This window comes from Streptomyces griseofuscus (assembly GCF_014673495.1).
GTDB classification, from domain to species: Bacteria; Actinomycetota; Actinomycetes; order Streptomycetales; family Streptomycetaceae; genus Streptomyces; species Streptomyces murinus.
In genome coordinates, this window is sequence record NZ_CP051006.1 from 7475359 (window position 1) to 7498763 (window position 23405).

24 protein-coding genes and 4 pseudogenes are annotated in these 23405 nt (G+C 72.2%); 14 read left to right on the forward strand and 14 right to left on the reverse strand.

What is annotated here, in order from left to right; genetic code table 11:
* Positions 1–6 precede the first annotated feature (6 nt).
* From HEP81_RS33900 to HEP81_RS33910, 3 genes and pseudogenes are all read right to left on the reverse strand, one after another.
* A pseudogene (locus tag HEP81_RS33900) lies at positions 7–1215 on the reverse strand (glycoside hydrolase family 27 protein); the annotation flags it as partial.
* Positions 1216–1336: 121 nt separating this feature from the next.
* Positions 1337–2086, reverse strand: a complete 750-nt coding sequence (locus HEP81_RS33905; RefSeq protein ID WP_051850406.1) for a maleylpyruvate isomerase family mycothiol-dependent enzyme — start codon at positions 2084–2086, stop codon at positions 1337–1339.
* Positions 2087–2116: 30 nt separating this feature from the next.
* Complete coding sequence (locus tag HEP81_RS33910; protein WP_037659380.1) at positions 2117–2470, reverse strand: hypothetical protein; 354 nt, start codon at positions 2468–2470, stop codon at positions 2117–2119.
* A gap of 125 nt (positions 2471–2595) precedes the next feature.
* Here HEP81_RS33910 and HEP81_RS33915 point away from each other — a divergent pair, with 125 nt between their 5' ends.
* A complete protein-coding gene (locus HEP81_RS33915) occupies positions 2596–2826 on the forward strand; it encodes a hypothetical protein (protein WP_037659384.1) in 231 nt (76 codons plus the stop codon).
* 137 nt (positions 2827–2963) lie between these two features.
* Positions 2964–4007: an NUDIX hydrolase gene (locus tag HEP81_RS33920; protein WP_037659385.1), complete on the forward strand. Its 1044-nt coding sequence runs from the start codon at positions 2964–2966 to the stop codon at positions 4005–4007.
* A 2-nt stretch (positions 4008–4009) separates the two neighbouring features.
* Here HEP81_RS33920 and HEP81_RS33925 read toward each other — a convergent pair whose 3' ends face one another.
* Together HEP81_RS33925 and HEP81_RS33930 are read right to left on the reverse strand one after the other, a co-directional pair.
* Complete coding sequence (locus HEP81_RS33925) at positions 4010–4756, reverse strand: MBL fold metallo-hydrolase (RefSeq protein WP_037659387.1); 747 nt, start codon at positions 4754–4756, stop codon at positions 4010–4012.
* 163 nt (positions 4757–4919) lie between these two features.
* On the reverse strand, positions 4920–6272 hold the full coding sequence (locus HEP81_RS33930) for a dipeptidase (protein ID WP_037659389.1): 1353 nt from the start codon (positions 6270–6272) through the stop codon (positions 4920–4922).
* Positions 6273–6441: 169 nt separating this feature from the next.
* Here HEP81_RS33930 and HEP81_RS33935 point away from each other — a divergent pair, with 169 nt between their 5' ends.
* Complete coding sequence (locus HEP81_RS33935; RefSeq protein WP_037659391.1) at positions 6442–7710, forward strand: geranylgeranyl reductase family protein; 1269 nt, start codon at positions 6442–6444, stop codon at positions 7708–7710.
* On the opposite strand, the gene HEP81_RS33940 is transcribed toward HEP81_RS33935, so the two are convergent.
* On the reverse strand, positions 7700–8155 hold the full coding sequence (locus tag HEP81_RS33940; protein ID WP_037659392.1) for a nitroreductase family deazaflavin-dependent oxidoreductase: 456 nt from the start codon (positions 8153–8155) through the stop codon (positions 7700–7702). The two genes, HEP81_RS33935 and HEP81_RS33940, sit on opposite strands and share 11 nt — an antisense overlap.
* A gap of 127 nt (positions 8156–8282) precedes the next feature.
* On the opposite strand from HEP81_RS33940, the gene HEP81_RS33945 reads away from it, so the two are divergent.
* Entirely contained in the window at positions 8283–8969 is a 687-nt protein-coding gene (locus HEP81_RS33945; protein ID WP_037659393.1) for a TetR/AcrR family transcriptional regulator, read from the forward strand.
* Between the two features lie 61 nt (positions 8970–9030).
* Positions 9031–9429: a MarR family winged helix-turn-helix transcriptional regulator gene (locus tag HEP81_RS33950; RefSeq protein WP_037659394.1), complete on the forward strand. Its 399-nt coding sequence runs from the start codon at positions 9031–9033 to the stop codon at positions 9427–9429.
* Between the two features lie 21 nt (positions 9430–9450).
* Here HEP81_RS33950 and HEP81_RS33955 read toward each other — a convergent pair whose 3' ends face one another.
* The 3 genes from HEP81_RS33955 to HEP81_RS33965 form a co-directional block, all read right to left on the reverse strand.
* The gene (locus HEP81_RS33955) at positions 9451–10194 is read right to left on the reverse strand and encodes a maleylpyruvate isomerase family mycothiol-dependent enzyme (protein WP_037659396.1); all 744 of its coding nucleotides are present in this window, start codon (positions 10192–10194) and stop codon (positions 9451–9453) included.
* A gap of 42 nt (positions 10195–10236) precedes the next feature.
* On the reverse strand, positions 10237–11358 hold the full coding sequence (trpS, locus tag HEP81_RS33960) for a tryptophan--tRNA ligase (RefSeq protein ID WP_037659398.1): 1122 nt from the start codon (positions 11356–11358) through the stop codon (positions 10237–10239).
* 242 nt (positions 11359–11600) lie between these two features.
* Positions 11601–12770, reverse strand: a complete 1170-nt coding sequence (locus tag HEP81_RS33965) for an MFS transporter (RefSeq protein ID WP_037659400.1) — start codon at positions 12768–12770, stop codon at positions 11601–11603.
* Positions 12771–12878: 108 nt separating this feature from the next.
* Here HEP81_RS33965 and HEP81_RS33970 point away from each other — a divergent pair, with 108 nt between their 5' ends.
* Positions 12879–13313 (forward strand): nuclear transport factor 2 family protein, encoded by a 435-nt coding sequence (locus HEP81_RS33970; RefSeq protein WP_037659401.1) that lies wholly within the window; start codon positions 12879–12881, stop codon positions 13311–13313.
* 68 nt (positions 13314–13381) lie between these two features.
* Here HEP81_RS33970 and HEP81_RS42755 read toward each other — a convergent pair whose 3' ends face one another.
* Both HEP81_RS42755 and HEP81_RS33975 read right to left on the reverse strand, forming a co-directional pair.
* On the reverse strand, positions 13382–14074 hold the full coding sequence (locus HEP81_RS42755) for a DUF6087 family protein (RefSeq protein WP_220450514.1): 693 nt from the start codon (positions 14072–14074) through the stop codon (positions 13382–13384).
* Positions 13990–14265, reverse strand: a pseudogene (locus tag HEP81_RS33975) (transposase); the annotation flags it as partial. The gene HEP81_RS42755 and the pseudogene HEP81_RS33975, both read right to left, overlap by 85 nt.
* Positions 14266–14428: 163 nt before the next feature.
* Here HEP81_RS33975 and HEP81_RS33980 point away from each other — a divergent pair.
* From HEP81_RS33980 to HEP81_RS33995, 4 genes are all read left to right on the forward strand, one after another.
* A complete protein-coding gene (locus tag HEP81_RS33980) occupies positions 14429–15433 on the forward strand; it encodes a DUF5937 family protein (RefSeq protein ID WP_037659405.1) in 1005 nt (334 codons plus the stop codon).
* 786 nt (positions 15434–16219) lie between these two features.
* The gene (locus tag HEP81_RS33985) at positions 16220–16366 is read left to right on the forward strand and encodes a hypothetical protein (protein WP_157854513.1); all 147 of its coding nucleotides are present in this window, start codon (positions 16220–16222) and stop codon (positions 16364–16366) included.
* A 1-nt stretch (position 16367) separates the two neighbouring features.
* Positions 16368–17372, forward strand: a complete 1005-nt coding sequence (locus tag HEP81_RS33990; RefSeq protein ID WP_051850408.1) for a peptidoglycan-binding protein — start codon at positions 16368–16370, stop codon at positions 17370–17372.
* 113 nt (positions 17373–17485) lie between these two features.
* Positions 17486–18379 carry a hypothetical protein gene (locus HEP81_RS33995; protein WP_051850409.1) on the forward strand — a complete coding sequence of 298 codons (894 nt, stop codon included), beginning with the start codon at positions 17486–17488 and terminating at the stop codon, positions 18377–18379.
* Positions 18380–18606: 227 nt separating this feature from the next.
* Here the strand turns inward: HEP81_RS33995 and HEP81_RS34000 are convergent.
* Positions 18607–18848 (reverse strand): annotated as a pseudogene (locus HEP81_RS34000) (IS5/IS1182 family transposase); the annotation flags it as partial.
* A gap of 65 nt (positions 18849–18913) precedes the next feature.
* Here HEP81_RS34000 and HEP81_RS34005 point away from each other — a divergent pair.
* Entirely contained in the window at positions 18914–19411 is a 498-nt protein-coding gene (locus HEP81_RS34005) for an NUDIX domain-containing protein (protein ID WP_037659408.1), read from the forward strand.
* Positions 19412–19436: 25 nt separating this feature from the next.
* Here the strand turns inward: HEP81_RS34005 and HEP81_RS34010 are convergent, their stop codons facing one another.
* Positions 19437–19787: a DoxX family protein gene (locus HEP81_RS34010; protein ID WP_037659411.1), complete on the reverse strand. Its 351-nt coding sequence runs from the start codon at positions 19785–19787 to the stop codon at positions 19437–19439.
* A 78-nt stretch (positions 19788–19865) separates the two neighbouring features.
* On the opposite strand from HEP81_RS34010, the gene HEP81_RS34015 reads away from it, so the two are divergent.
* Positions 19866–20714 carry a sigma-70 family RNA polymerase sigma factor gene (locus HEP81_RS34015; RefSeq protein ID WP_037659412.1) on the forward strand — a complete coding sequence of 283 codons (849 nt, stop codon included), beginning with the start codon at positions 19866–19868 and terminating at the stop codon, positions 20712–20714.
* A 221-nt stretch (positions 20715–20935) separates the two neighbouring features.
* Complete coding sequence (locus tag HEP81_RS34020) at positions 20936–21334, forward strand: luciferase domain-containing protein (protein WP_037659415.1); 399 nt, start codon at positions 20936–20938, stop codon at positions 21332–21334.
* Positions 21335–21350: 16 nt separating this feature from the next.
* Here the strand turns inward: HEP81_RS34020 and HEP81_RS34025 are convergent, their stop codons facing one another.
* Positions 21351–22130, reverse strand: coding sequence for a DeoR/GlpR family DNA-binding transcription regulator (locus HEP81_RS34025; protein WP_037659417.1), 780 nt, complete (start codon positions 22128–22130; stop codon positions 21351–21353).
* 149 nt (positions 22131–22279) lie between these two features.
* Here HEP81_RS34025 and HEP81_RS34030 point away from each other — a divergent pair.
* Positions 22280–23155: pseudogene (locus HEP81_RS34030) on the forward strand (SIS domain-containing protein); the annotation flags it as partial.
* Positions 23156–23405: the final 250 nt, after the last annotated feature.

The following is a 23405-nucleotide window of genomic DNA, read 5'->3' on the forward strand; positions in this document are numbered from 1 at the left end:
GACCGTGTCGGCCGAGACGCGCAGCAGGACCGTGCCATGGGCCGGGACGGTCGCCGTGATCGTCCCGGCGGAGTGGCCTTCGGTGTGCCGCCACAGGTCCCGCAGGGTGTAGGACCCGGCTCCGGGCAGACCCACGGCAGCGGCGGTGGTGGTGATCTGCCGCGCGGTGCCGGACTCGTTGAACAGGGCGACCGCGCGGCTGCCGTCGGCCATCTCCTTGGCGATGACCCAGCTTCCGTCCGTGTCGTCGACGACCGTGCCCTGCTTGCCGAGCGGGTCCTGGTCGACGGCGATGACCTCCGCGTTGCCCAGGATGTCGAAGGTGGCGGGCGTCGCCTTGCGCAGGTCGGTGCCGATGAGCAGCGGGGCGGCCATCACCGACCAGAGGGAGAAGTGGGAGCGGTACTCGGTGTCCGTCATCCCGCCGTTGCCCACCTCCAGCATGTCGGGGTCGTTCCAGTGGCCCGGGCCGGCGTACGGGGCGAGCGGCAGGTTCTGCTTGACGATCGACAGCATGGAGGGCCAGCTGTCACTGATGTCACCGGTGGTGCGCCACAGGTTGCCCACGTCCGGGGCCCACTCCCAGGGCTTGTTCTCGCCCCATTCGCAGATGCTGTAGACGATCGGCCGGCCGGTCGCCTTCAGGGCGTCCCGCATCGTGGTGTAGCGCGCTACGGCGTCGACGCCGAGGTTGTTGCAGTTGTCGTACTTCACGTAGTCGACGCCCCAGTCGGCGAACTGCCGTGCGTCGCCGTACTCGTGGCCCAGGGCGCCCGGCATGCCGATGAGGTCGCAGGTGCGCAGCCCCGCGCTGGTGTAGATGCCGAGCTTGAGCCCCTTGGCGTGGACGTAGTCGGCGACCGCCTTGATCCCGTGCGGGAACCGGACCGGGTCCGGGACGAGTTTGCCGGTCAGGCTCCGCAGCGGGAAGGCCCAGCAGTCGTCCAGGTTGACGTACCGGTAGCCCGCGTCCTTCAGGCCCTTGGCGACGATGAGGTCCGCGATGCCCTCGACCATGGCCTCGTCGAAGCCGGGCCCGCACTGGGTGGAGTTCCAGTTGTCGAAGCCCATCGGCGGGGTGCGGGCGAGACCGTTGTCGAGGCCGGGCGCGGCGGTGGCGGCCGGGGCCGTGCCGAGGCCGGCGGCGCAGAGCAGTCCGGCGAGCAGAACTCCTGCTGCTCTGCGGTGGGTTGTGCGGGTCGAGGATGTGCGCATGGTCGACGTTCCTCCAACTCGCTCGGGATCGGCGGGCGTTCACGGTAGAACGTGTCCGAGTGTGTTGGAAGGGGTACGGCCGGTGCGCCCGTCGCCGTGCGGACATGTGCGCTTCGGTGCCCTACCCGTCGTCGCCGACGCGACCCCAGCCGGGGAGCGGGGGCTGGGGCCAGGGGAGCGGGGCGGGTGTCCGGGGCCCGTCGGCCGGGAGTCGTCCGGTGAGCCAGCCGAGCAGCCGATGCCCCTCCCCGCTCACCTCGGGGCCCTCGGCCGAGACCGCCCAGCGCCGGCCCAGATCGACGGCCGTCACGGCGGTGAGCGGGAAGCGCCGGGCGGCGAGGGTGGTGAGGGTGTCGTCCAGGGCCCAGCGCACATACCGGTGCGGCCAACGCTCGGTGCCGTACCCGACACGGAGGTCGAGGTGGTGGGTCTCCAGCTCCCGCAGGCCGCGCAGCAGCAGGTACCAGGCGGGATGGCGCCAGCCGGCCAGCGCCGGGACCAGCCGCTCCCAGGCGGGCGCGGGCAACGCGCGCGCCCCGTCCGTGAACCGGCGAAGGCTCGCCCGCAGCCGTTCGGCCAGCGGCTCGGCGGGCAGTACGGCGTCCCGTGCCACCCGCCCCGGATCCGCGCGCGGACCGGGTTCCCGGCCGGTGCGCGCGAGCTCGAGCAACCAGGTGTACGCGTCGGCGCTGTAGGCGACATGGGCGAGCACCTGCCCCCGGGTCCAATCCGGCAGCCCCGAAGGCGCCCGCACCGCGGCCCCGGACAGACCGGCCGCGGCCGCGGCGAGCCGGTCGGCCGACCGTACGACGTCCTCGATCACATCGCCGAGCTCGGCGCCGACCGTGCCGGAGGGGAAGACAGGGGACACGCGTACTCCTCGCCGTGCGGGTGCCGCGGCTCACCGAAAGGTGTGCACGACCTCGATCGGTCCCACGATATGCGCGTTGAACTCGTCCAATTCCTCGGCGGGCACCCACAGTTCCAGGATGGTCCGGCCACCGGCCTGCCGCACCGGGTAGCGGCCGAGGAACGCGGTGTCGACCTCGAAGCGGGTCACGAACCCGGCTCCGTCGTGCCGTACGTTCCAGTCCCGGGCGATCCGGATCGCGTAGTCCTCGTTGAGCACCGGGTAGAAGATCGGCTGCTCCGGGAGTCTGGGCGGCCAGGCCCGCCAGTCCGAGGCGCGTACCAGATCCAGTTCCACGGGACCGGTGGGACGCCAGAGCGTGGTGGTGGGGCGGGCGCGGGTCATGATGTCGGTCCTCCGGTGTCGGTCGCCCCGGACGCTATCGGCCGCGTCGGCGCCCCGGCCAGGGGATTTCGGCGTTCCGGCGGTATCCGCGTGACCCCGGGCCCCCTCGGGGAGTTGATCCGCACATGAAGAAGCGCAGCATGCTCGCCCTCGCCTCCCTGGCCACCGGTTTCGTCGTGGCCGCCATCACCCCGTCCCACGCCGCGGACAAGGGGCCGCTGGACGGTCTCGATGTCTCCGGCACCCTGCACTCGGCCGGTGATCTGGTCAGCCACGACAGCCTGGCCCCCGCCGACTCCCCGGCCACCGGACACACCACCGGACACGCCCCCGGCCTGGCCGCCGGCCAGGACTAGGACAGCGGCGTATGCGTGCCGGTGCCCCGCCGCGAGGGCACCGGCACCGCGCTTTACCGCACCCTCACCGCGGCGGGGTTTCCGTGGCAGGGTGGAGCGGGCAAGCCTCAGGGGGCCAACAGAAGAGGGGGAAGTCCGTGACCGTCGTCTGGATCAACGGCGCGTTCGGTGCGGGAAAGACCACGACCGCACGGGAGCTGATCGAACTGATCCCGCACAGCACGCTCTTCGACCCCGAGGTCATCGGCGGGTCGCTCGCGCACCTGCTGCCACCCAAGCGCCTCGCCGAGGTCGGCGACTTCCAGGATCTGCCGATCTGGCGCCGGCTCGTGGTCGACACGGCCGCCGCGATGCTCGCCGAACTGGGCGGCACCCTCGTCGTGCCGATGACCCTGCTGCGCCAGGAGCACCGCGACGAGATCTTCGGCGGCCTCGCCGCCCGCCGGATACCCGTACAGCATCTGGTCCTCGCCCCGGCCGAAACGATCCTGCGTGCGCGCATAGCCGGGCGCGAGGTGCCGCCCGACCTGCCCGACGGGGAGATACGGGTACGGCAGTGGTCCTACGACCACATCGAGCCGTACCACGCCGCCCTCGCCTCCTGGCTCACCGTCGACGCCCATCTGATCGACACCAGCGCGCTGACCCCGTACGAGACCGCCGTACGGATCGCGGAGTCGGTCGGCAGGGGTGACTACACCCCCTGCGACATCGTGCAGACCCCCGAGCCCACCGCCGAGACCCTCGCCGCCGGGGTACTCCTCTTCGACGAGCAGGACCGGGTGCTGCTCGTGGACCCCACCTACAAGCCCGGCTGGGAGTTTCCCGGCGGTGTGGTGGAGCGCGGCGAGGCCCCGGCCCGCGCGGGGATGCGCGAGGTCGCCGAGGAGACCGGGATACGGCTGCGGGAGGTGCCCCGGCTGCTGGTGGTGGACTGGGAACGGCCCGTGCCGCCCGGCTACGGCGGGCTCCGGCTGCTCTTCGACGGCGGCCGGCTCCCCTCCGACGAGGCGGCCCAAGTAATGCTCCCGGGAACGGAGTTGCGCGGCTGGCGGTTCGCCACCGAGCAGGAGGCCGCCGGGATGCTGCCCCCGGTCCGCTACGAGCGGCTGCGCTGGGCCCTGCGGGCTCGTGAGCGCGGGAAGGCCCTGTATCTGGAGGCCGGGGTGCCGCGCGGCTGACCTCACATCGCGGCGGCCCGGCGCAGTTCGGCGGCGGCACCCCGCAGCACCGGGTCGCCGTGACCGAAGCACGCCACCTCGGCACCGAGATCCGCCAACCGCCGTACGGAGTCGAGGAGTCGGGGCCGGTCCAGGTTGAACACGCCCGGGATCAGCGTGTGTTCGACGGGGTCCGTCGGCACCGGCTCCCCCCGGGACAGCACGCCCTCGGGCGGCAGCGCGGCCACGGTGTCCCCGGTGAACAGCACGCCCTCGGCGGGCAGATGGAGCGCGATGCTGCCGTCCGTGTGCCCCGGGACGTGCACCACCTGTGCCCCGCCGCCGAAGCCCAGCACCTCGCCGTCCGTCACCTCCGTGACCGACGGCGGCGGCAGCGGGGAGCCCCCGGGCAGATGCCGGGCGACCTCCGCCCGGATCGGCAGCTCCCACTCCGCGAGCCGCGGTGCGGGGCCCGGCGCCTCACCTCGTACGAACGGCGCGTCCAGGCGATGGGCCAGCACCTCGGCCCCGCTCAGTGCGGCGAACTCGCCCGCTCCGCCCACGTGGTCCTCGTGGAAGTGGGTCAGCACGATGCGCCGTACGTCCTCGGGGGCGCGGCCCAATGCCCTGACCGCCTCGGCGATCACCGGCCCCGCCCCGATCGTCCCCGCGTCGATCAGCGTCAACTCCTCGCCGTCCCGCCAGAGATACGCCTGGCCGACCGGGAAGCGCAGCAGATGCAACCGGGGGAGAAGCTCGATCACGTCCATGCCCCGACCGTAGGCCGGGGCGGGAGCGGGGAGGACGCTTCTACGCCTTGGGCGGACGGGTGTCCGCCCAAGGCGGAACCTCACGGCCGGGGCGACCCTGCGGCGGGGCCGACCTCGCGGCCCGGGCCGCGCCGCACGGGCGCGGTCCCGGCCTGTCGCGCGCTCAGCCCGCGTAGTTCCGCAGGAACAGCGCCTCCGCCACCGACAGGCGCTCCAGTTCCTGGGGCGAGACGCTCTCGTTGAGGGCGTGGATCTGGGCCTCCGGCTCGCTGAGGCCGATCAGCAGGATCTCGGCGTCCGGGTAGAGGCCGGCGAGGGTGTTGCACAGCGGGATGGAGCCGCCCTGGCCGGCGTACTGCATGGTCTCGCCCGGGTAGGCGACCGCCATCGCGTCGGCCATCGCCTGGTAGGCGGGGCTGGAGACATCGGCGCGGAACGGCTGGCCCTGGCCGACCTGTTCCACGGTGACCCGGGCGCCCCAGGGGGTGTGCGTCTCCAGGTGAGCCTGGAGCAGCTTGCTCGCCTCCGTCGCGTCCACGCCCGGCGGCACCCGCAGGCTGACCAGCGCGCGGGCCCCGGCGTGCACCGAGGGGGTGGCGCCGACGACCGGCGGACAGTCGATGCCGAGCACGGTGACTGCGGGCCGGGCCCACAGCCGGTCGGCGACCGAGCCGGAGCCGGTCAGACCCACGCCGTCCAGCACCTTGGCGTCCGAGCGGAACTGCTCCTCGGTGTACTCCAGGCCGTCCCACGCGGCCGACGCGTCCAGACCGTCCACCGTGGTGGAGCCGTCCTCCGCGCGCAGCGAGTCCAGCACCCGGATCAGCGCGGCCAGCGCGTCCGGGGCGGCGCCGCCGAACTGGCCGGAGTGCAGATTGCCCGCGAGGGTCTCGACACCCACCCGGACCAGCGTCATGCCGCGCAGGATCGTGGTCACCGTCGGCAGGCCCACCCGGAAGTTGCCCGCGTCACCGATGACGATGGTGTCGGCGGCCAGCACCTCCGGGTGCTGCTCGGCGTACCGCTCCAGACCGCCCGTGCCCTGCTCCTCGGAGCCCTCCACGATGATCTTGACGTGCACCGGCACGCCGCCGTTCGCCTTCAGGGCGCGCAGAGCGAGCAGGTGCATGATCACACCGCCCTTGCAGTCGGCGCTGCCCCGGCCGTACCAGCGACCGTCGCGCTCGGTCAGCTCGAACGGCGGAGTGGTCCAGCCGGCCTCGTCCAGCGGCGGCTGCACATCGTAGTGCGCATACAGCAGAACCGTTTTGGCACCCTCCGGGCCCGGCAGACAGCCGTACACCGACTGGGTGCCGTCGGGGGTGTCGAGCAGGGCGATGTCGACAAATCCCTCGGCGCGCAGTGCGTCGGCGATCCAGTTCGCGGCGGCCTCGCTCTCGCTCTTCGGAAACTGCTCGAAGTCCGCCACGGACCGGAAGGCGACGAGCTCGGCCAGCTCCGCCTTGGCCCGGGGCATCAGAGAGGCGACGGTCTCGGCGACCGGATTCGACGACATGGGCACGCTCCTCGTAGGTGCGACGTTGTACCTGCTGGGTGGATCGATCCTCCCACAGCGGCGCACTCCGCTCGCGGCCGTAGGATGCGAGTACATCGGGTAACCCCCTGCTCGCGGCATGTCGTGGGTACGGGGAGCGGCAGCGGCTTGATCGGAGCAGTAGACCATCGTGAGCGGCGAGAACTCTTCGGCGGACGACGTGCAGCGAGTGTGGGACGTCGTCGTGGTGGGCGCGGGACCCGCGGGGGCCTCGGCCGCCTATGCGGCGGCGGTCGCGGGGCGCCGCGTCCTGTTGCTGGAGAAAGCCGAGTTGCCCCGGTACAAAACCTGTGGCGGCGGCATCATCGGCCCTTCGCGCGACTCCCTGCCGCCGGGCTTCGAACTGCCCCTGCGGGACCGGGTGCACGCGGTCACCTTCTCCAACAACGGGCGCTTCACCCGCACCCGCCGTTCCCGGCAGATGCTGTTCGGGCTGATCAACCGGCCCGAGTTCGACCAGCAGCTGGTCGAGCACGCGCAGAAGGCGGGCGCCGAACTGCGTACGGGCGTCACCGTGCAGCGCGTCGAGCAGCACGGCTCGGCGGTCCCCGACCGGCGCACGGTCGCCGTCGTCCTCCAGGGCGGCGAGACGGTCCTGGCCCGCGCGGTCGTCGGCGCGGACGGCAGCGCCAGCCGGATAGGCGCCCATGTGGGCGTGAAGATGGCCCAGGTGGACCTCGGTCTCGAAGCGGAGATCCCGGTCCCCGAGTCGGTCGCCGAGGACTGGAAGGGCCGGGTGCTCATCGACTGGGGCCCCATGCCCGGCAGTTACGGCTGGGTGTTCCCCAAGGGCGACACGCTGACGGTCGGGGTGATCTCCGCCCGCGGTCAGGGCGCGGCCACCAAGCGCTATCTGGAGGACTTCGTGGCCCGGCTGGGCCTCGCCGGCTTCGAACCGGCCGTCTCCTCCGGCCATCTGACCCGCTGCCGGGCCGACGACTCGCCGCTCTCCCGCGGCCGGGTCCTGGTCTGCGGCGACGCGGCCGGACTCCTGGAGCCCTGGACCCGTGAGGGCATCTCCTTCGCGCTGCGCTCGGGCCGGCTGGCCGGCGAGTGGGCGGTGCGCATAGCGGAGGCGCACGACGCCGTCGACACCCGCCGTCAGGCCCTGAACTACGCCTTCGCCGTCAAGGCGGGGCTCGGTGTCGAGATGAGCGTCGGCCGGCGCCTGCTCGCGGCGTTCGAGCGGCGCCCCGGCCTCTTCCACGCCGCCCTCACCGGCTTCCGCCCGGCCTGGAACGCGTTCCGCAACATCACCCGGGGCGCCACCTCCCTCGGTGAGCTGGTCCGTTCCCACCCGCTCGCCCAGCGCGCCCTGACCGTGCTGGACCCGGGCCCGGCGCAGGCGGGGGACACCGAGGAGCCCGCCGAGCCGGAGGAGGAGCCCGTCACTTCGTGACGGTGATCCGGAAGACGGGGTGGTCACCGGCGCAGGCGATGATCTCCTCGTCGGTGGAGGCGGCGGTCACCCCGGCGAAGTACTGGTTGACCTCCCAGCCCCACTTCTCCAGATAGGTCCGCAGGACGGGGAGCTTCTCGGCGTCGGGAAGCTCCACCGCGGTGAAGGTGCGCACCTTGCGTCCGACGCGCAGCTCACCGCCGTTCGCGGCACGCATATTGCGCACCCACTGCGAGTGGCCGCGCGCCGAGACCAGGTACTGCCCGCCCTCGTGGGTGTGCGGGTTGACCGGGACGCGCTGCATCGCACCGCTCTTGCGCCCCTTCACGGACAGCTCGGCGGTGCCCGCGAGGCTGACCCCGTGCCGGGCGAGCCAGCCGATCACGCTGTTCAGCCGCACATTCAGCGGGCTGCCCTTGAGGTAGTACGGCGCGGACGACGACATGGTGGACTCCTGTGATTCGGAGAGCGGTGCTCTCGCTTGACACCAGCATGAGGGAGACAGGTGCTCTAAAGCAAGAGCAGTGCTCTTTTTTGTGTGCACCGCTCTCATGCATGGCAGAATGAGGGCCATGACCACCGCACAGGGAGCCCGCGAACGGGCCAGGAACGAGGTAACCGCGGCCATCAAGGAAGCGGCCCGCCGGCAACTGGCGGCCGAGGGCGCGGCCAAGCTCTCCCTGCGGGCCGTCGCCCGCGAGCTGGGCATGGTCTCCTCCGCCCTCTACCGCTACTTCCCCAGCCGCGACGAGCTGTTGACGGCTCTGATCATCGACGCGTACGACGCCCTGGGCGCGGCCGCGGAGAAGGCCCGGCATGCCGCGGGTGAGGCCGCGCCCGTGGACTGCTTCATCGCGGTGTGCGAGGCGGTACGGACCTGGGCGCTCACCCATCCGCACGAGTACGCGCTGATCTACGGCTCGCCCGTGCCCGGCTACGCCGCCCCCGAGACCACCGTCCCGGCCGCCGCCCGCACCGGCGTGGTCCTCATCGGCGTCTTCCGTGACGCCCGGCAGGGCCCCGGTCTCGACGAACTGCCGCTGTCCGCCGAACTGCGTCCCGAGGCCGCGCGGTTGGCCGCCGAGATCGCCCCCGACCTGCCCCCGGAGGTGGCCGCCGCGATGGTCGCTGCCTGGGCGCAGCTGTTCGGGCTGGTGAGCTTCGAGCTGTTCGGTCAGTTCAACAACGTGATCGAGGACCGGGAGCGGTTCTTCCGGCACGCGGTGACGGGGCTGGCGCGCGGGGCCGGGCTGCGGTAGCCGCCCGGGTGGCCGACCGCCGACTTTCTTTACCCGCCCATGGGACTGCTACGGTGCGTCGATGACGTCGACGACGGACGAGCGGGCACTCGTGGCGCAGTGGCGGGGCATCCTGGCCCTGCATGCCCGCACCCAGTGTGAACTGGACCGGACCCTGGGCACCCACGGCCTGTGCGCCAGCGACTTCGAGGTCCTGGACCTGCTGGCCGAGCGCCGGGGCCCGCACGGCTGTGCCTACCGCATCCAGGAGATCTCCGAGCGCGTCCATCTCACCCAGAGCGCGCTCTCCCGGCTCATCGGCCGCCTGGAGAGGGAGGGCCTGGTCGAGCGGGGTGCCTGCGCGGAGGACCGCCGGGGCGTCCGGGTGGCCCTCACCCCGAAGGGCCGCGCGCTGCACACAGAGGTACGGCCGGAGCAACGCGCGGTACTGGCCCGGATGTTGACCGAAGAGACGGACTGATTCCTTGGTCCTGACATGGCGTCAGATACCCGAGGTCTCCTGCCACAGGTCGGCGAGGGAACGGTCACCGGAGACCCCCGGGACGGGCGCGCGGTTCCACAGGGCCAGATACAACTGGTCCGCCGGACCGAAGAGTTCGGCATCGGCCTCCCCGTCCGCCTGACGCGACGTCATCGGTGGTCCGTCCGGGCCGAGCCGTACGGTCCATATGGCGTCCGGCCCCGCGTCCGCCGCCCGTACCCGCAGCGCCCTCGGCTCCGTCGTACGCACCCGGCTCCTGGACCGCCCGTGGAAGCCGCGCAGCAACTCGTCGATGCCGTCGGCCGCGAGGTCCGCGGCGATCGGGGAGGGTGCCCCACTCCGGGCGGCCTCGGCGTCGTACCGGTGCACGGTCGTCTCGTGCGCCTGCCGCCGTGTCCAGAACTCCAGGGGCGAGAGGCCGGGCAGCGCGAGGAAGGTCCAGCACTCCAGGTCGGCGGGTGCGGCGGACAGGGTGTCGACCAGCAGCCGGTGGCTGTCCCGGTACCAGGCCACCAGCTCGGCGCCGGCGAGGTCCGGCTCCTCGCCGATCGGCCGGGGCTCGGTGTGCCCCTCGGCGACGAAGCCCGCGGCCCACCGGTGGACCGTGCCGATGTGCCGCAGCAGGTCCCGCACCCGCCACTCGGGGCAGGTCGGCACCGTGGCGTCGGTGCCGGCCCGTTCGGCGGCCGCGGCGAGCGACTGGCCCTCGCGATCGAGGGCATGGAGGAAATCAGGGGTCTGCATGGGGTGATCCTGCCGGAACCGCCCGCCGCGCCGCACCGGGATTCAGTAGTCGCTGTTCATCGCGGCACGCACCTCGGCGAGGGTGGCGTCGGCCACGGCGTTCGCCCGCTCGTTGCCCGCGCGCAGGACGCGGCGCAGCTCGCCGCGGTCCCGGGCGTACTCGGCGCGGCGGGCCCGGATCGGGGCCAGGTACTCGTTGACCGCCTCGGTCACGGTCTTCTTCAGCGCCGCCGCGCCCGCGGAACCGATGTCCGCGGCGGTCTCCTCGGGCGTCCGGCCCTGGCAGAGCGCGGCCAGCAGGAGCAGCGAGGAGACCTCGGGGCGGTTGGCCGGGTCGTAGGTGATGTGCCGCTCGGAGTCGGTCTTCGCGCCCTTGAGCAGCCGCGCCGTCTCATCGGCGTCGGCGGCCAGGATCACGGAGTTGCCCCGGCTCTTGCTCATCTTGGTGCCGTCGGTGCCCAGCAGCAGCGGCACCTCCGACAGCAGGGCCTCGGGCCGGGGGAAGACAGGGGTGCCGTGGCCGTAGCGGTCGTTGAAGCGGCGGGCGATGGTCCGGGTGATCTCCAGGTGCGGCAGCTGGTCCTGGCCGACCGGGACCAGGTTGGCCTTGCAGAAGAGGATGTCGGCGGCCTGGTGCACGGGATAGGTGAACATCAGCCCGCTGACGGCGGACTGGCGGGAGTGCGCGATCTCGTCCTTGACCGTGGGGTTGCGGTTCAGCTCGGCGACGGAGACCAGGCTGAGGAAGGGCAGCATCAGCTGGTTGAGGGCGGGGACGGCGCTGTGCGTGAAGATCGTGCTGCGCTCGGGGTCCACGCCGATGGCGAGGTGGTCGAGGACCAGCTCGTCGACGTAGGACTGGAGGTCGTCCGCGACATCGCGGTCGGTCAGCACCTGATAGTCCGCGATGATCACGAACAGCTCCACGCCGAGGTTCTGGAGCCGGACCCGGTTGTGGAGGGTGCCGAAGTAGTGGCCGAGGTGCAGTCTTCCGGTGGGCCGGTCGCCGGTCAGGATCCGGAACTTCCCCGGGTCCTCGGCGATCAGCTTCTCCAGCTCCGCGCTGCGGGCCCGTGCGGCGGAAGTGCCGAGCGCGTCGGGAGCGTCAGGGGCGTCGGGGGCGGACGGGGCCTCGGCCGGCGCGGCCTGCGGGTGGGAATTCATCTCGGTCTCCTGGTGGTGGGTCGGGCGGGCCGTCGGGACGCCCCGCCCCCTGGTGCCAGGGACATGGAAAAAGGGCCGTCCATACGAACGGCCCGCTTCATGCCTGTGTGGCGGCCGCTCCTACGAGGAGCGCCACCAGCACAGACACGACGAAAGATGCATGGGGCAATGATAGCGGAGGCGGGCGGTGGGCGGCCCGGCATCGGTCCGGCCGCAGTCGGCGCGGCCCCCTCGGGAGGCCGTCAGCCGTTCAGGGCCCGGCGCGTCCCCACCCCGATCAGGGCGGCCACGGCGGCCAGCGCGGCCACACTGGTGAGCGCGGTGGACAGGGAGAACCAGTCGGCCATGAACCCGATCATGGGCGGTCCGAGGAGCATGCCGCCGTACCCGAGGGTGGAGGCGATCGCGACGCCGGACGCCCCGGCCAGCGCGCCCGCCCGCTCGATGGCGACCGGGAAGATGTTGGCGAGCCCGAGCCCGGTGATCGCGAAGCCGGCCAGCGCCACCCAGACCGACGGCGCGAGCGAGCCGAGCAGCATGCCCGCCGCCGCGACCGCGCCTCCGGCGATCACCGTGCGGGCCCGGCCGAGGCGTCCCAGCAGCGCCGTGCCCGAGAGGCGCCCGGCGGTCATGGCGAGCGCGAAGCAGGCGTACCCGGCGGCGGCCGTCCCCGCGGACGCCGTCAGGTCCTGCTTGAGATGCAGCGCGCCCCAGTCGGCCATGGCGCCCTCGCCGTACGCGTCGCACAGCGCGACCAGCCCGAATCCCACGACGAGCCAGCGCCCGGCGACACGGGCGGCCCGGCCGGTACCGCCCGCCGCGGGCACCCGGTCGTCCACGGGCGGCACCGGGGGCTCGTGCCGCAGCAGGCTGCGCCCGGCGACGGCCGTCACGAGCAGCCCGAGCACGGTGATCCCGAGCAGATGGCGGGTGGGGGAGAGGAACCCGGCGACCAGGCCGCCGAGACCCGCGCCGACCATTCCGCCGAGGCTGAACGCGGCATGGAAACTGGGCATGATGGGCCGTCGTACGGCGGCGACGAGATCGACGGCGGCTGCGTTGAAGGAGACATTCACGCCCCCGTACGCGGCGCCGAAAATGAGGAGTACGGCGCCGAGCGCGGGCGCGGAGTGGGTGAGCGGGGGGAGGGCGACGCTGAGGGCGAGGACGACCATCCAGGCCACGGTCACCGGGTGGCTGCCGTAGCGGCGGCACAGGCGTCCGGTCAGCATCATGGTCAGCACGGCCCCGGCGGACACGCCGAGCAGCGCGAGCCCGAGGGCCCCGGCGGAGGCGTGGGTCTGGTGCTTGATGTCCGGGATCCGCACCACCCAACCGGAGAATATGAAGCCGTCCAGGGCGAAGAACGCGGTGATCGCGACCCGCAGCCCGACGAGCTCCCGGCCCGGCACGACGCTGTGCGTTCGGGTTTTGTTTATTAGCGGCACAAACTCAGCGTAGGGGGCGGCCGAGGCGCGGAGCAAGAGGATTGTCCCGCGGCGCCTCTACCCTCGGGCCGTATGAGCACAGCCATGGGCACGACCGCCGTGCCGAACTTGATCGCCAGGTATGCCGAGTTGGTGGACAGCGGTGACTTCGCCGGGGTCGGGGAACTGTTCGCCGAGGCGGTCTTCATCGGCAGCGGCGAACCTGCCGAGGGCGCCGCGGCCGTCGAGCGCATGCTCCGGGACACCGTGATCCGCTACGAGGACGGCACGCCCCGGACGCACCATGCCGTGTCGAACCTCGCCGTCGAGGTGGACGAGGAGTCGGGGGTCGCCACCGCGCGTTCCTACGTCACGGTGTTCCAGGCCCTGCCCGAGTCGCCGTTGCAGGCCATCGCGGCTGGGCGGTACGAGGACCGTTTCGCACGCAGGGGAGGGCGGTGGGGGTTCGTGGAGCGGAGGGTGCGGATTCATCTTGTGGGGGATGTGAGGCGGCACTTGCGGGGGTAGGGGGCCCGCGGCGTGTCGTGGTCCCGCTCGCCTGGCTCGGGGCAGCCGGGTGGGGTCGGCTTCGAGAATTACTGTCTTGGCGTACCAGGGCGGTAGAAACGCTGTGCAGGGCGCCAAGGCTCGGGCATGGGCGGCAGCTTGCCGAACGCGGGCAGAGGAACGCGCTCGGCGCGGGCGTTCGCGTCCCTCCCGGTCGCAGCGGCCGCAGCGGCCTGGTCCTCGGCCGCACCGGCGGGTGTCCACCGGTGTCCGTCCCACTCCTGGATGCCGCGCGGAGCGTCCGGGTCCACGTGCGCGCCGTGCTCCGGCCGGTCGCCGAGCGGGGTGGCCCGCCACTCCCCGCGTGCCGGGCGCAGCCCGCGGCGCTCCGCCCATTCCTCAAGGGGCGTCGTCCATCGGTCCCTCCCTCGTCGGTCACGTCCCGTGTGCCGCGCACTCAGGCGCCCGGGTACTCCACGCCGGTCACAGCGTGGCTGCCCAGCCGCCCCGCGACAGTGTCGTCTCGGCGTCGGGGCTGATGGTGACCCGCGCCCCGTGCACGGGGAGTTCGCCGTGTTCGAGCCCTGAACGCGGGCTCGGTTGCGGTGGCGCCCTGTGCGGGCTCGTGGGGTTCGGACGGGGCCCTGTCGGCCGGGTGTCCGGCCGACAGGGCCCCGTGCCGGGGAGGCCCGGCTGGTCAGCAGGCCAGGGCGGCGATCCCTGCCGTCCCCGCGTGCCGGAAGATCTTGCGGAGGTTGTGGCAGGCGGCCAGCAGGCGCCACTCGCCGCGGGCGCCGTCCTCGCCGCGCAGGAGGAGCTGGCGGCCGTTCTGGCAGGCCATGCTCTGTCCGAAGACGAGTTGGACGATGGCCTTGCGGCGGCTGTAGGCGTCCCGCCCGGGCTTGGTCCGCAGCTTGCGGGCCATGCGCTCCTTCAAGGTCGCGTCCTTGGGGATGCGTCCGCGGCGGGCGGGGACGCCGTGGTGGTCCCGGCGGATGAGGTTGGCGTGCGGGCCCCGGCGATCCGCCCTGCGTACGGCATGGCGTACTTCGTCGCCGAGTTGCCTGGAAGTGGTCTATACATCCGCTCTGTGCATGGGTGAGAATGCTTCCGTCCGTGTGCCATCGGGGGGATGTGTGCCGGTCCGGGTTCATTTCACTGTCGAAGACCTCGCCCGCACCAGGATCGCCGCGCAGCCGAATCCGCTGTGCGAACTGGTCGTGGCCATGCGGAAGTTGAAGTTCGCCGAGCATCCGGTGCGACTCTCGGCCTGGCGCCGGGACGCGGCGCGGCGGCTACGGCCTGAGGCGCGGATGGCACTGGACCTGGTCCCCCGCTCGGGCATCATGCCCGGCTTCCTGGCACCGCCCGGCACCGGCACGGCCGACGAACTGATGGACCGGATTCGGGCGGTACCGCGGTCCCTGATCCGCTCCGATCTGGCGGACGTCGTCGCGCACCGGAGCCTGCCGGCCTGGACCCGGCACCTGGCCGACGACCCGGACCGGCTGCGGCAACTGTGCGACAGCCTCCAGCACGTGCACGACCATCTGCTGCGCCCGCACTGGAACGAGATCACGGCCGTCACCGAGGCGGACATGGCGGCCAAAGCCCGGCAGGCGGTGAGCGGCGGGCTGCGAGAGGTGCTCGGCCGGGTCAACCCGCGCTGGATGCGCTGGGCCCCGCCCGTCCTGGAGGTCACGATGCCCTCCGGCCTGGACGGCGACCTGCATCTCGCCGGACGCGGCCTTCTCCTGGTCCCCTCCGTGTTCGGGACCGACACCCCGGTCATCGGCCCCGACGCCGAACCGCAGCCCTTCCTGCTCTACCCGGCCGGCGGCCCGCGGGGCCTGGCCGCGGCACTGGCCCCCCAGGAAGCGCCGTGGCGCCCGGCAGGGGCGGGCTCCCTCGGCTCGGTACTCGGGACCACCAGGGCCGCCGTACTGTTCGCCGTCATCGAACGGCCCGGCTGCTCGACCAAAGAACTCGCGCACGCGGTGGGAATCGCCCCGGCATCCGCGAGCGAGCACGCCACCCTGCTGCGCGAAGCCGGCCTGATCCGCACGACCCGGCGCGGCTCCGCCGTCTCCCACAACGCCACTTCCGCGGCGGTGGAGTTGTGGGAGACCGCCGCGGGCTGACACCGGCGTCGATCAGTTCCCGGCACCCGCACGCTGCGGACCGCCCCGACGGGCCCCATGGCGATTCCCAGCCATACCCTGCTGAACCACCCGACGGAGCGGCGGATTTGGGCGACGTCAGGGTGTTCATCCTGTTTGCCGCTATTCGGCGTGGCCCGAATCCAGTCGATCTGCCGCGTCAACGGCGAAATCCTGGTGCCCGGTCGACGCCGGACACCGACTCGGGGCGGCGTCGGCCATTCATCTCCCTGGCCCGTGGGCGTAGACGCCCGCCGCGCGCCCGGCCGATTCCCACCGGAGGTTCGTATGCCGTCCCTGCTTTCGCGCGCCACATCGCTTACCGGCGACCGGCGGTCCAGGACGTCGTCGGTCTGACACGGGGCCCGCTCGGCGGCCGTGCCCGTGGCGCGGCCCGGGGAGTTCGGTGGCTCAGCGGACCGGCGGCTCGGCACCGGTGCGGCCGCCGAGCGGAGCCCGAGAACTCTCCGAAGCCCGATGCCGAGGCGCGCGCCTCATTCGGTGCGGTCCGGGCGAGGGTCGTTCTCCTTCTCCCTCGGCCCACCCGCGCCGCACCCGTACGGCGGGGCCCGGCGCACACCGGTCCAGGCGGCGCGTCGGCCCCAATGCATTGATTACGTGCGCGAATGAGGGCCGCTGACCAATTCGAAGGCCGCTGAACTCATTGTCGAGCGGCACCGTCACGGCACGCCGCCCAGCGCCGGCCGGCCGCGTCCGACCGTTCGGCGCGCACGTCCACCCGCACACCCCACACATGGAGGAACACCCATGACCCAGCCCGTGGAGACCCCGCCCTACCCGGAGGGCGGCGCGGGGATCTTCGACGTCGACCCCAACCAGGCCGGCGTCAGCCAGAACCCCGATGACGCAGTGACCGGAGACATCCAGGCCCTACCCGAAGACGTGGAGTTCTGACATGGGCAACGTCCAAGGCATGCTCGCCACCGCCCGCTCCCTGCTGGGCACCACCGAGCACCCGCCCGGCTCCAACCGCAACGTGATCACCAAGTGGTACGGCTTCACCGGCCCGTGGTGCGACATGGCCGTCAGCTACGTGGCCGCCCACTCCGACAACCTCTCCGCGACAGGCGGCAAGTACGCCCTCACCACCGCCCACGCCCGCGCCTTCCAGAAGAAGGGCCACTGGCACTACGGCATCGGCGGGATCCGGCCCGGCGACATCGTGTTCTTCGACTGGTCCGGCTCCCGCTCCATCGGCGCCATCGACCACGTCGGCATCGTCGAGGCCGTGCACTCCAACCGCACCATCACCACCCTGGAGGGCAACAGCTCCAACGCGTTCCGCCGCAGACTGCGCAGCTCCGCCTGCGTCGTGGGCTACGGGCGTCCCGCGTACGCGGGGGGCAGCGCGCCGATGCCGGCCGGCGACGGCATCTTGCGGCTGGGTTCGAAGGGCGCGGCCGTCACCACCCTCCAGCAGAACCTGAACACCGTGCAGAAGGCAGGGCTCACCGCGGACGGCCAGTTCGGGCCGGCCACGCAGAAGGCGGTCAAGACCTTCCAGACCAACCACCACCTGCTGGCGGACGGCGAGTACGGCCCGCAGTCCGCGGCGATGATGAAGGCCGCCCTGGCCGGCAAGAAGGCACCGATCCGGCCCAAGGCCCTCGTCGCCGCCGCCGGCACGCTGGAGGTCGACGGCGTGTTCGGACCGGCCACCTGCGCGGCGCTCCAGCGCACGCTCAACAGCCGGGAGCAGGCGGGACTGGAGGTGGACGGGGCCTTCGGACCGCTCACCGTCACCGCCCTCCAGAAGTACCTGAAGGTGACGGCGGACGGCACCGTGGGCCCCAAGACGGTCACGGCCCTCCAGAACCACCTGGCCACACCGGTCGGCGGCGAATGGGACGCGGTGACCAACCGAGCGCTCCAGAAGGCCCTGAACGCGGGCTCCTTCTGACGTGCTGACAGCCGGACCGGGAGACCGCCGCGGGGCCGGCCTCCCGGTCCGGCGCCCGGCGTCCCGTCCCCGCCACACCGCCACGGAACCGTCACGGACCAGGAGCACGACAGATGGACACCTCTCCCGAAACCTCCAGCGCAGCCGCGCCGGCGACCTACAAGGTGGCGATCACCGAGCAGCACACCGGGCGGATCCTGCTCTTCGACCGGAACGCCCAGTGGACCGACGCCAACGTCCGGTGGAGCTTCAGCACGGGCAACGCGACCGGCTGGGACCACCCGTTCGAGATCCGCTTCCGGGACACGCAGCGCTACGGCATGATCGCGCTGATGACCTTCGGCAAACCCGGCGAGGGCCGGGCCGCCATCGTCAACGTGAGCAGCAAGGCGCACCTCACCCGCGCCGACGTGCTGTGGTCGGCGCGCATCACCACGTATCCGCACTGCATCGAGCGCGTACCCGGGACCGGCACCGTCGTGGTCGCCGGCTCACGGGACCGGCTGCACGTCTTCGGGCCGTCCAGCAGTGACCCGGCCACCCTGAAGGAGGTGCAGACCCTGGCGTTCACCAAGGCCCACGCCGTTCTGTGGGACGACCAGAACGGACTGCTCTGGGTGACCGGCGGCACTGTCATCCGCAGTTACCACGTCACCGGGACGATGCGTGACGCCCGGCTGGTCAAACAAGGGGCGGACATCGCCATCGCCGGCAACGGCCACGACATCCAGCCCGACTACAGCAGGCCCGGCACCCTGCTGGTCTCCGACAGCCACCACGTCTACTCCCTGGACAAGAAGACCCGCAAGGTCACCACGCTGGTCAAGATGGCGTACCCGAAGTCCTACGTACGCCACGCGAACGGGCAGAGCATGTGGACCACCGACACCAATGAGGACGACTCCGCCTGGGGCGGGCCCACCGTGCACTTCTCCGCGGGAGGCGACCGCACCCGCGCCGGCGCACAGATCTACAAGGCCCGCCTGTACACCACCCAGTTCCACTGACACCGGGCGGGAGCGGGGGCGGGGCCGGAGCCGCCTCCCCCCCGTCGTACGGCGGAAGCTAGGAGCGTGGGTCGGTAACGAGTAAGGGGCCTGCTGATCGTGATCGATGGGATCGGTCGTGGTCGCCCCGCTGGTGCCTGTGAGGCTCCGGTTGGGGCCGTGCCCGCCGGATGTGCGGCCTGGTAGGGCCGTGACTGGCCGGCTGGTCAGCCGGCGAGGGCGGCGAGTTCGACGACGGCCTTGCGGCGGCTGTAAGCCTTCCGGCCGGGCTCGGTCCGCAGCTTGCGGGCCATACGTTCCTTCAGCGTGGCGTTCGCCGGTATCCGTCCGCGCGGTGCGGGCGGTACCCGTTCGTCGTGGGCGAGGCGGCCCTGGCCATGGACGTGTCGGTCCCGCAGGCAAGTTGGCGGTCCTTCGCGGCCTACAGGTTGGTCTCGGAGCAGTACCCGGCGTCGACCAGTGCCTGCTTGCTACTTCGAGATCGCCTGGACCGACACGACGGCGAATACTGACCCACGCTCCTAGCATGGGGCGATGGCTTTGGTGCGGCTGCGTCGTTCGGTGCGGGCGATCGTGCTCGATGAGGGCGACCGTGTCCTGCTGTGCCGGTTCGTGATTCCGGAGCCGGGCGGGGCGGTCGTCGTGTGGGCGGCGCCCGGTGGGGGTGTGGAGCGTGGTGAGTCCGTCCTTGCCGCCCTGCAAAGGGAGTTGCGGGAGGAGACGGGGCTCGTCATCGACGGCGAGCCGCCGCATGTCTGGCACCAGGAGGTCATCGATCCCGGACACGCGGTGGGCTATGACGGGGTGATCAACGACTACTTCCTGGTGCGCACCGTGTCGTTCCGCCCGCGTGGCGCGCTGTCCGACGACGAGCTCGCCGCCGAGAACATCGAGGGCTTTCGCTGGTGGGGGCTGCGCGAAATCGCCGGATACCGGGGTACGGATTTGTTCTCACCGCGCGACCTGGCCACGCCGTTGGCGGCGCTGATCGCCGGTCGGGCTTCGGGGGCAGTGGTGCGGCTGGGTCTGTGAGGCGGGCGACGACCGGGGCCCGAGATCAGCCCGCGAAGTAGACGGTCGCCGCGATGGCGAGGAGCAGGTACACGCCGGGGAACGCGATGTTGTGCAGGACGTGCGCGCGGACGTGCGTGATGATCGCGCCGATGAAGAACGCGGTCAGGCCGGCGCCCGCCGCGAGGCCGAGCCAGGGGGTGCCGAGCAGTCCGGCGGTGAGGCCGAGCGCGCCGGCGAGTTTCAGGGTGGCCAGGTACGGCACGGCGGCGGGCGGGACGCCGACCAGGGCGGCGTTCGCGGACACGAACCGGGCTTTTCGGTAGTCGGCGATGGCGGTGAAGGCGTTGGCGGCGACGCACAGGACGGTCAGGGCGAACGCGATCTGTAGACTCATGAGGGTCTCCTCGGGGTGCGAGCAGGGATGGGCTGAACCGACCCTCCTGACGTTCGCAAGCTCCGAAAGGTGACACCCGTGCCGATCACGGTCGAGGACTTCGAGGCCGCCCGGCCTCAGCTGCTGTCGGTCGCCCACCGCATGCTGGGCTCGGTCCATGACGCCCAGGACGCCGTCCAGACCGCGTGGCTGCGCGCCGCCGCCGGGCACCGCTCGCAGCGGATCGACAATCCGGCCGGATGGCTGACCACCGTCACGGCCCGGGTCTGTCTCGATGAGCTGCGCGCCCGCCGCCGGCGTGGCGAGGCACCGCTGCTCGCGGACGCGCTCCCGGCCGAGCAACTGTCCGCCGACGAAGCGATCCTGCGGACCGAGAACGTCTCGCGCGCTCTGCTGGTCCTCCTGGAGCAACTGACCCCGCCCCAGCGCGTGGCCTACGTCCTGCACGATCTGTTCGCCGTGCCGTTCGACCAGATCGCCCAGGTCCTCGACGGGACGGTGCCCAGCGCCAAGAAGCACGCCAGCCGGGCCCGGCAGCGCCTGCACTCCCCGGCACCCGTCGAGGCCCAGCGACAGGCACCGGACCGTGAGATCGTCGAAGCGTTCCTGGCCGCGGCCCGCACCGGCGACACCCGCGAGATGATCCGGCTCCTGGCCCCGGACAGCGTGCGCGACGCCGACGCCGCACTCCTCCCGCCCGGAGCGCGTACGGTCGTCACCGGTGCGACCGCCATCGCCACCGAGACCGTGCGCTTCGCCGACCGTGTCCGAGCGATCTGCCGGCTCACCGTCGACGGCGCCCCCGCACACCTCATCGCACCCGGTGGCCACCCGCTCGCCGTCCTCCACATCGGCACCGACCGCGGCCAGGTCACCCGGATCACCTTGCGGCCGGTACGGCCCACCGACGTTTTCGCGGCCGCTTGATGCCGGGAGCGGCCCGAGGCGACGTCGCCGTTCCTCGCCGTGCGGCGGCGAAGTGGGTGGCGGACGCGGGGGTTTGGCCAGATGGCGGGCCGAATCGGCATGCCGGTCGCTCGCATTGTGTTCGTACGCGTGTATGGGCGCGGCAACCCGGTCCGGATACAGGTCGGTTAATGCTTGCTCACGCGCTGGTTGCAACGGGGTGAGCGCGTCATGATGGGCCCATGACGTTGGCCTCGCGCGCATGCGCGCAACTGGCGACCTGGCCGGACCTGAGACAGGCCGTGCCGAGCTGCGGTCAGGGACAGGCGGTGGTTTCCGCCGAGGGTGAGATCGTCCATTTCCATTCGGACCGCGATGTCGATCTGCGGCTGACCGACCGGGCCATCCGGCGGTTCGCCAGGGATCTCAAACGCTCCGGCGTGATCAGGATCGTGCCCGGCTCCCCGTGGGTGACCCTGCGCCTCGACGCCGCGAGCGATGTCGATCTGCTGCTGACCCTGGTCAGCGTGGCCCTCCAGGCACAGCAGTTCCGGCCCGACACGGTCGACCGCCCGCTGATGGGCTGCAACGACCAGCGCGGCGCGGGATTTGTGAAGGTCGATCGCGGCGCCCTCTGGTAGCCCGACGGCTCGCGCGTCATACGGCGACGACGCGGATCCCGGCCTCCTCGAAGCGGTGGACCGCCTCCGGGTCCACCGCCGTGTCCGTCACCAGGGTGTCCACCAGACGCGCGGGGCAGATCCGGGCGAACGCCCGCTGGCCCAGCTTGCTGGAGTCCGCAGCGACCACGACCCGTTCGGCGCGCTCGCACAGCAGCCGGTTGATCGCCGCCTCCGCCTCGTCGTGCGCCGCCGCGCCGTGCACCACGTCGAAGGCGACCACCCCGAGCACCGCCACATCCAGCCTGATCTGCCCGAGCACCCCGTCCGCGAGCGGCCCGATCAACTCGTACGACTGCGGGCGCGCCACCCCACCGGTGACCACGATCTTGAACTGGGGCCGCACGGCCAGCTCATTGGCGATGTTCAGGGCGTTGGTGACCACGGTCAACGCCGGGGAGCCGGTGGCCAGATCACCGCGTACGGCGAGGGCGCGGGCCACCTCCGTGGTCGTCGTACCCCCGGTCAGCCCCACGGCCTCGCCCGGCGCCACGAGATCGGCCACCGCGGTGGCGATCCGCTGCTTCTCGGAGGCGCGGCGGGCGGTCTTGTAGCGCAGCGGGAGTTCGTACGACACCCCGTGCACCACCGCGCCGCCCCGGGTGCGGACCAGCATCTGCTGCTCGGCGAGCTGGTCGAAGTCCCGGCGGATCGTCGCCGCCGACACCGACAGCTCGGCAGCCGCCTCCTCGACGTCCAGCCGGCCGCGCTCCACGAGCAGTTCCAGCAGCGCCTTCCACCGGGCGTCCCGGGACATCCGCGGCCTCCGTTCTCCATGCGTTCCTCGACCGGTGACCCTAGCGCACCCCCGTGGTGCGCCCCCGGTCCCATGAGAATGCTTGATTGTGCTCGAAAGCTCGCTATATCTTGCAGGAACAATCAGCCAGGCCAGGGGAGGGTGTGGGCATGACCCATGTCGAGGACGAGCTGAACAGCCAGCCCGCGTGCTGGACGCGGGCCGCCGAGGAGGCGGGACGGCACCGGGACGTGCTGCCGGCGGCGGGTGAACGGGTCGCGGTCGTGGGCTGCGGGACCTCGTACTTCATGGCGCAGTCGGTGGCCGCCCTGCGCGAGGGGGCCGGGCAGGGCGAGACCGACGCCTTCGCCGCCTCGGAGTTTCCGTACGGACGGTCGTACGACCGGGTGATCGCCCTCACCCGCTCCGGCACCACCACCGAAGTGCTCGAACTGCTGGGCCGGTTGCGGGGTACGGCGACCCGCACCACGGCCGTCACCGCCGACCCCGCGACGCCCGTGATGAGCGCCGCCGACGATCTCGTGGTGCTGGACTTCGCCGATGAACGCTCCGTCGTCCAGACCCGGTTCGCCACCACCGCCCTCACCCTGCTGCGCGCCCATCTCGGCCTGCACACGGACTCCGTCGTCGCCGACGGCCGCACCGCGCTCACCACCCCTCTGCCCCAAGCCCTGGTCGAATGCGGCCAGTTCACCTTCCTGGGGCGCGGCTGGACGGTCGGACTCGCGAACGAGGCCGGGCTGAAGATGCGCGAGGCGTCCCTGTCCTGGACCGAGGCGTACCCGGCGATGGAGTACCGGCACGGCCCGATCAGCATCACCACGAAGGGCACCGCCACCTGGATGTTCGGCGAGGCGCCCGGCGGGCTCGCCGAACAGGTCCGGGAGACCGGTGGGTTGTGGGTCGAGGGCGGTCTCGACCCGCTCGCCGAACTCGTCCGCGCCCAGCGGCTCGCGGTCGCCGTCGCCGCCGCGCGCGGCCTCGACCCGGACCGGCCGCGCCACCTCACCCGCTCGGTGATCCTCACGGCGGATGCGGCGGATGCGGCGGATGCGGCGAGTGTGGCGGGCGCGGCTGGCGTGGTGAGTGCGGCGGGCGCGGCCGACGTGGCTGATTCCGCCGGTCCGGCTGGAGCCCTTGACCCCGCCGGGTCCTCCGAGGTCCCCGGGCCCCGCGATCCCCGTGACGCCTCCGAGGCCGCCGCCTGCGCCGACCCCTCCGACCACGCCTGACCCGTTTCCCGCCGTACCGCCGCGCCCCGGAAGGACACCCGAA

Bases quoted from the DNA above. Each gene is read 5' to 3' on its own strand.
- HEP81_RS33910 (WP_037659380.1), bottom strand. From the start codon at position 2,470: ATGACCCGCGCCCGCCCCACCACCACGCTCTGGCGTCCCACCGGTCCC.
- HEP81_RS33915 (WP_037659384.1), top strand. From the start codon at position 2,596: ATGAAGAAGCGCAGCATGCTCGCCCTCGCCTCCCTGGCCACCGGTTTC.
- HEP81_RS33925 (WP_037659387.1), bottom strand. From the start codon at position 4,756: ATGGACGTGATCGAGCTTCTCCCCCGGTTGCATCTGCTGCGCTTCCCG.
- HEP81_RS33930 (WP_037659389.1), bottom strand. From the start codon at position 6,272: ATGTCGTCGAATCCGGTCGCCGAGACCGTCGCCTCTCTGATGCCCCGG.
- HEP81_RS33940 (WP_037659392.1), bottom strand. From the start codon at position 8,155: ATGTCGTCGTCCGCGCCGTACTACCTCAAGGGCAGCCCGCTGAATGTG.
- HEP81_RS33945 (WP_037659393.1), top strand. From the start codon at position 8,283: ATGACCACCGCACAGGGAGCCCGCGAACGGGCCAGGAACGAGGTAACC.
- HEP81_RS33950 (WP_037659394.1), top strand. From the start codon at position 9,031: ATGACGTCGACGACGGACGAGCGGGCACTCGTGGCGCAGTGGCGGGGC.
- HEP81_RS33955 (WP_037659396.1), bottom strand. From the start codon at position 10,194: ATGCAGACCCCTGATTTCCTCCATGCCCTCGATCGCGAGGGCCAGTCG.
- trpS (WP_037659398.1), bottom strand. From the start codon at position 11,358: ATGAATTCCCACCCGCAGGCCGCGCCGGCCGAGGCCCCGTCCGCCCCC.
- HEP81_RS33970 (WP_037659401.1), top strand. From the start codon at position 12,879: ATGAGCACAGCCATGGGCACGACCGCCGTGCCGAACTTGATCGCCAGG.
- HEP81_RS33985 (WP_157854513.1), top strand. From the start codon at position 16,220: ATGACCCAGCCCGTGGAGACCCCGCCCTACCCGGAGGGCGGCGCGGGG.
- HEP81_RS33990 (WP_051850408.1), top strand. From the start codon at position 16,368: ATGGGCAACGTCCAAGGCATGCTCGCCACCGCCCGCTCCCTGCTGGGC.
- HEP81_RS33995 (WP_051850409.1), top strand. From the start codon at position 17,486: ATGGACACCTCTCCCGAAACCTCCAGCGCAGCCGCGCCGGCGACCTAC.
- HEP81_RS34005 (WP_037659408.1), top strand. From the start codon at position 18,914: ATGGCTTTGGTGCGGCTGCGTCGTTCGGTGCGGGCGATCGTGCTCGAT.
- HEP81_RS34010 (WP_037659411.1), bottom strand. From the start codon at position 19,787: ATGAGTCTACAGATCGCGTTCGCCCTGACCGTCCTGTGCGTCGCCGCC.
- HEP81_RS34020 (WP_037659415.1), top strand. From the start codon at position 20,936: ATGACGTTGGCCTCGCGCGCATGCGCGCAACTGGCGACCTGGCCGGAC.
- HEP81_RS34025 (WP_037659417.1), bottom strand. From the start codon at position 22,130: ATGTCCCGGGACGCCCGGTGGAAGGCGCTGCTGGAACTGCTCGTGGAG.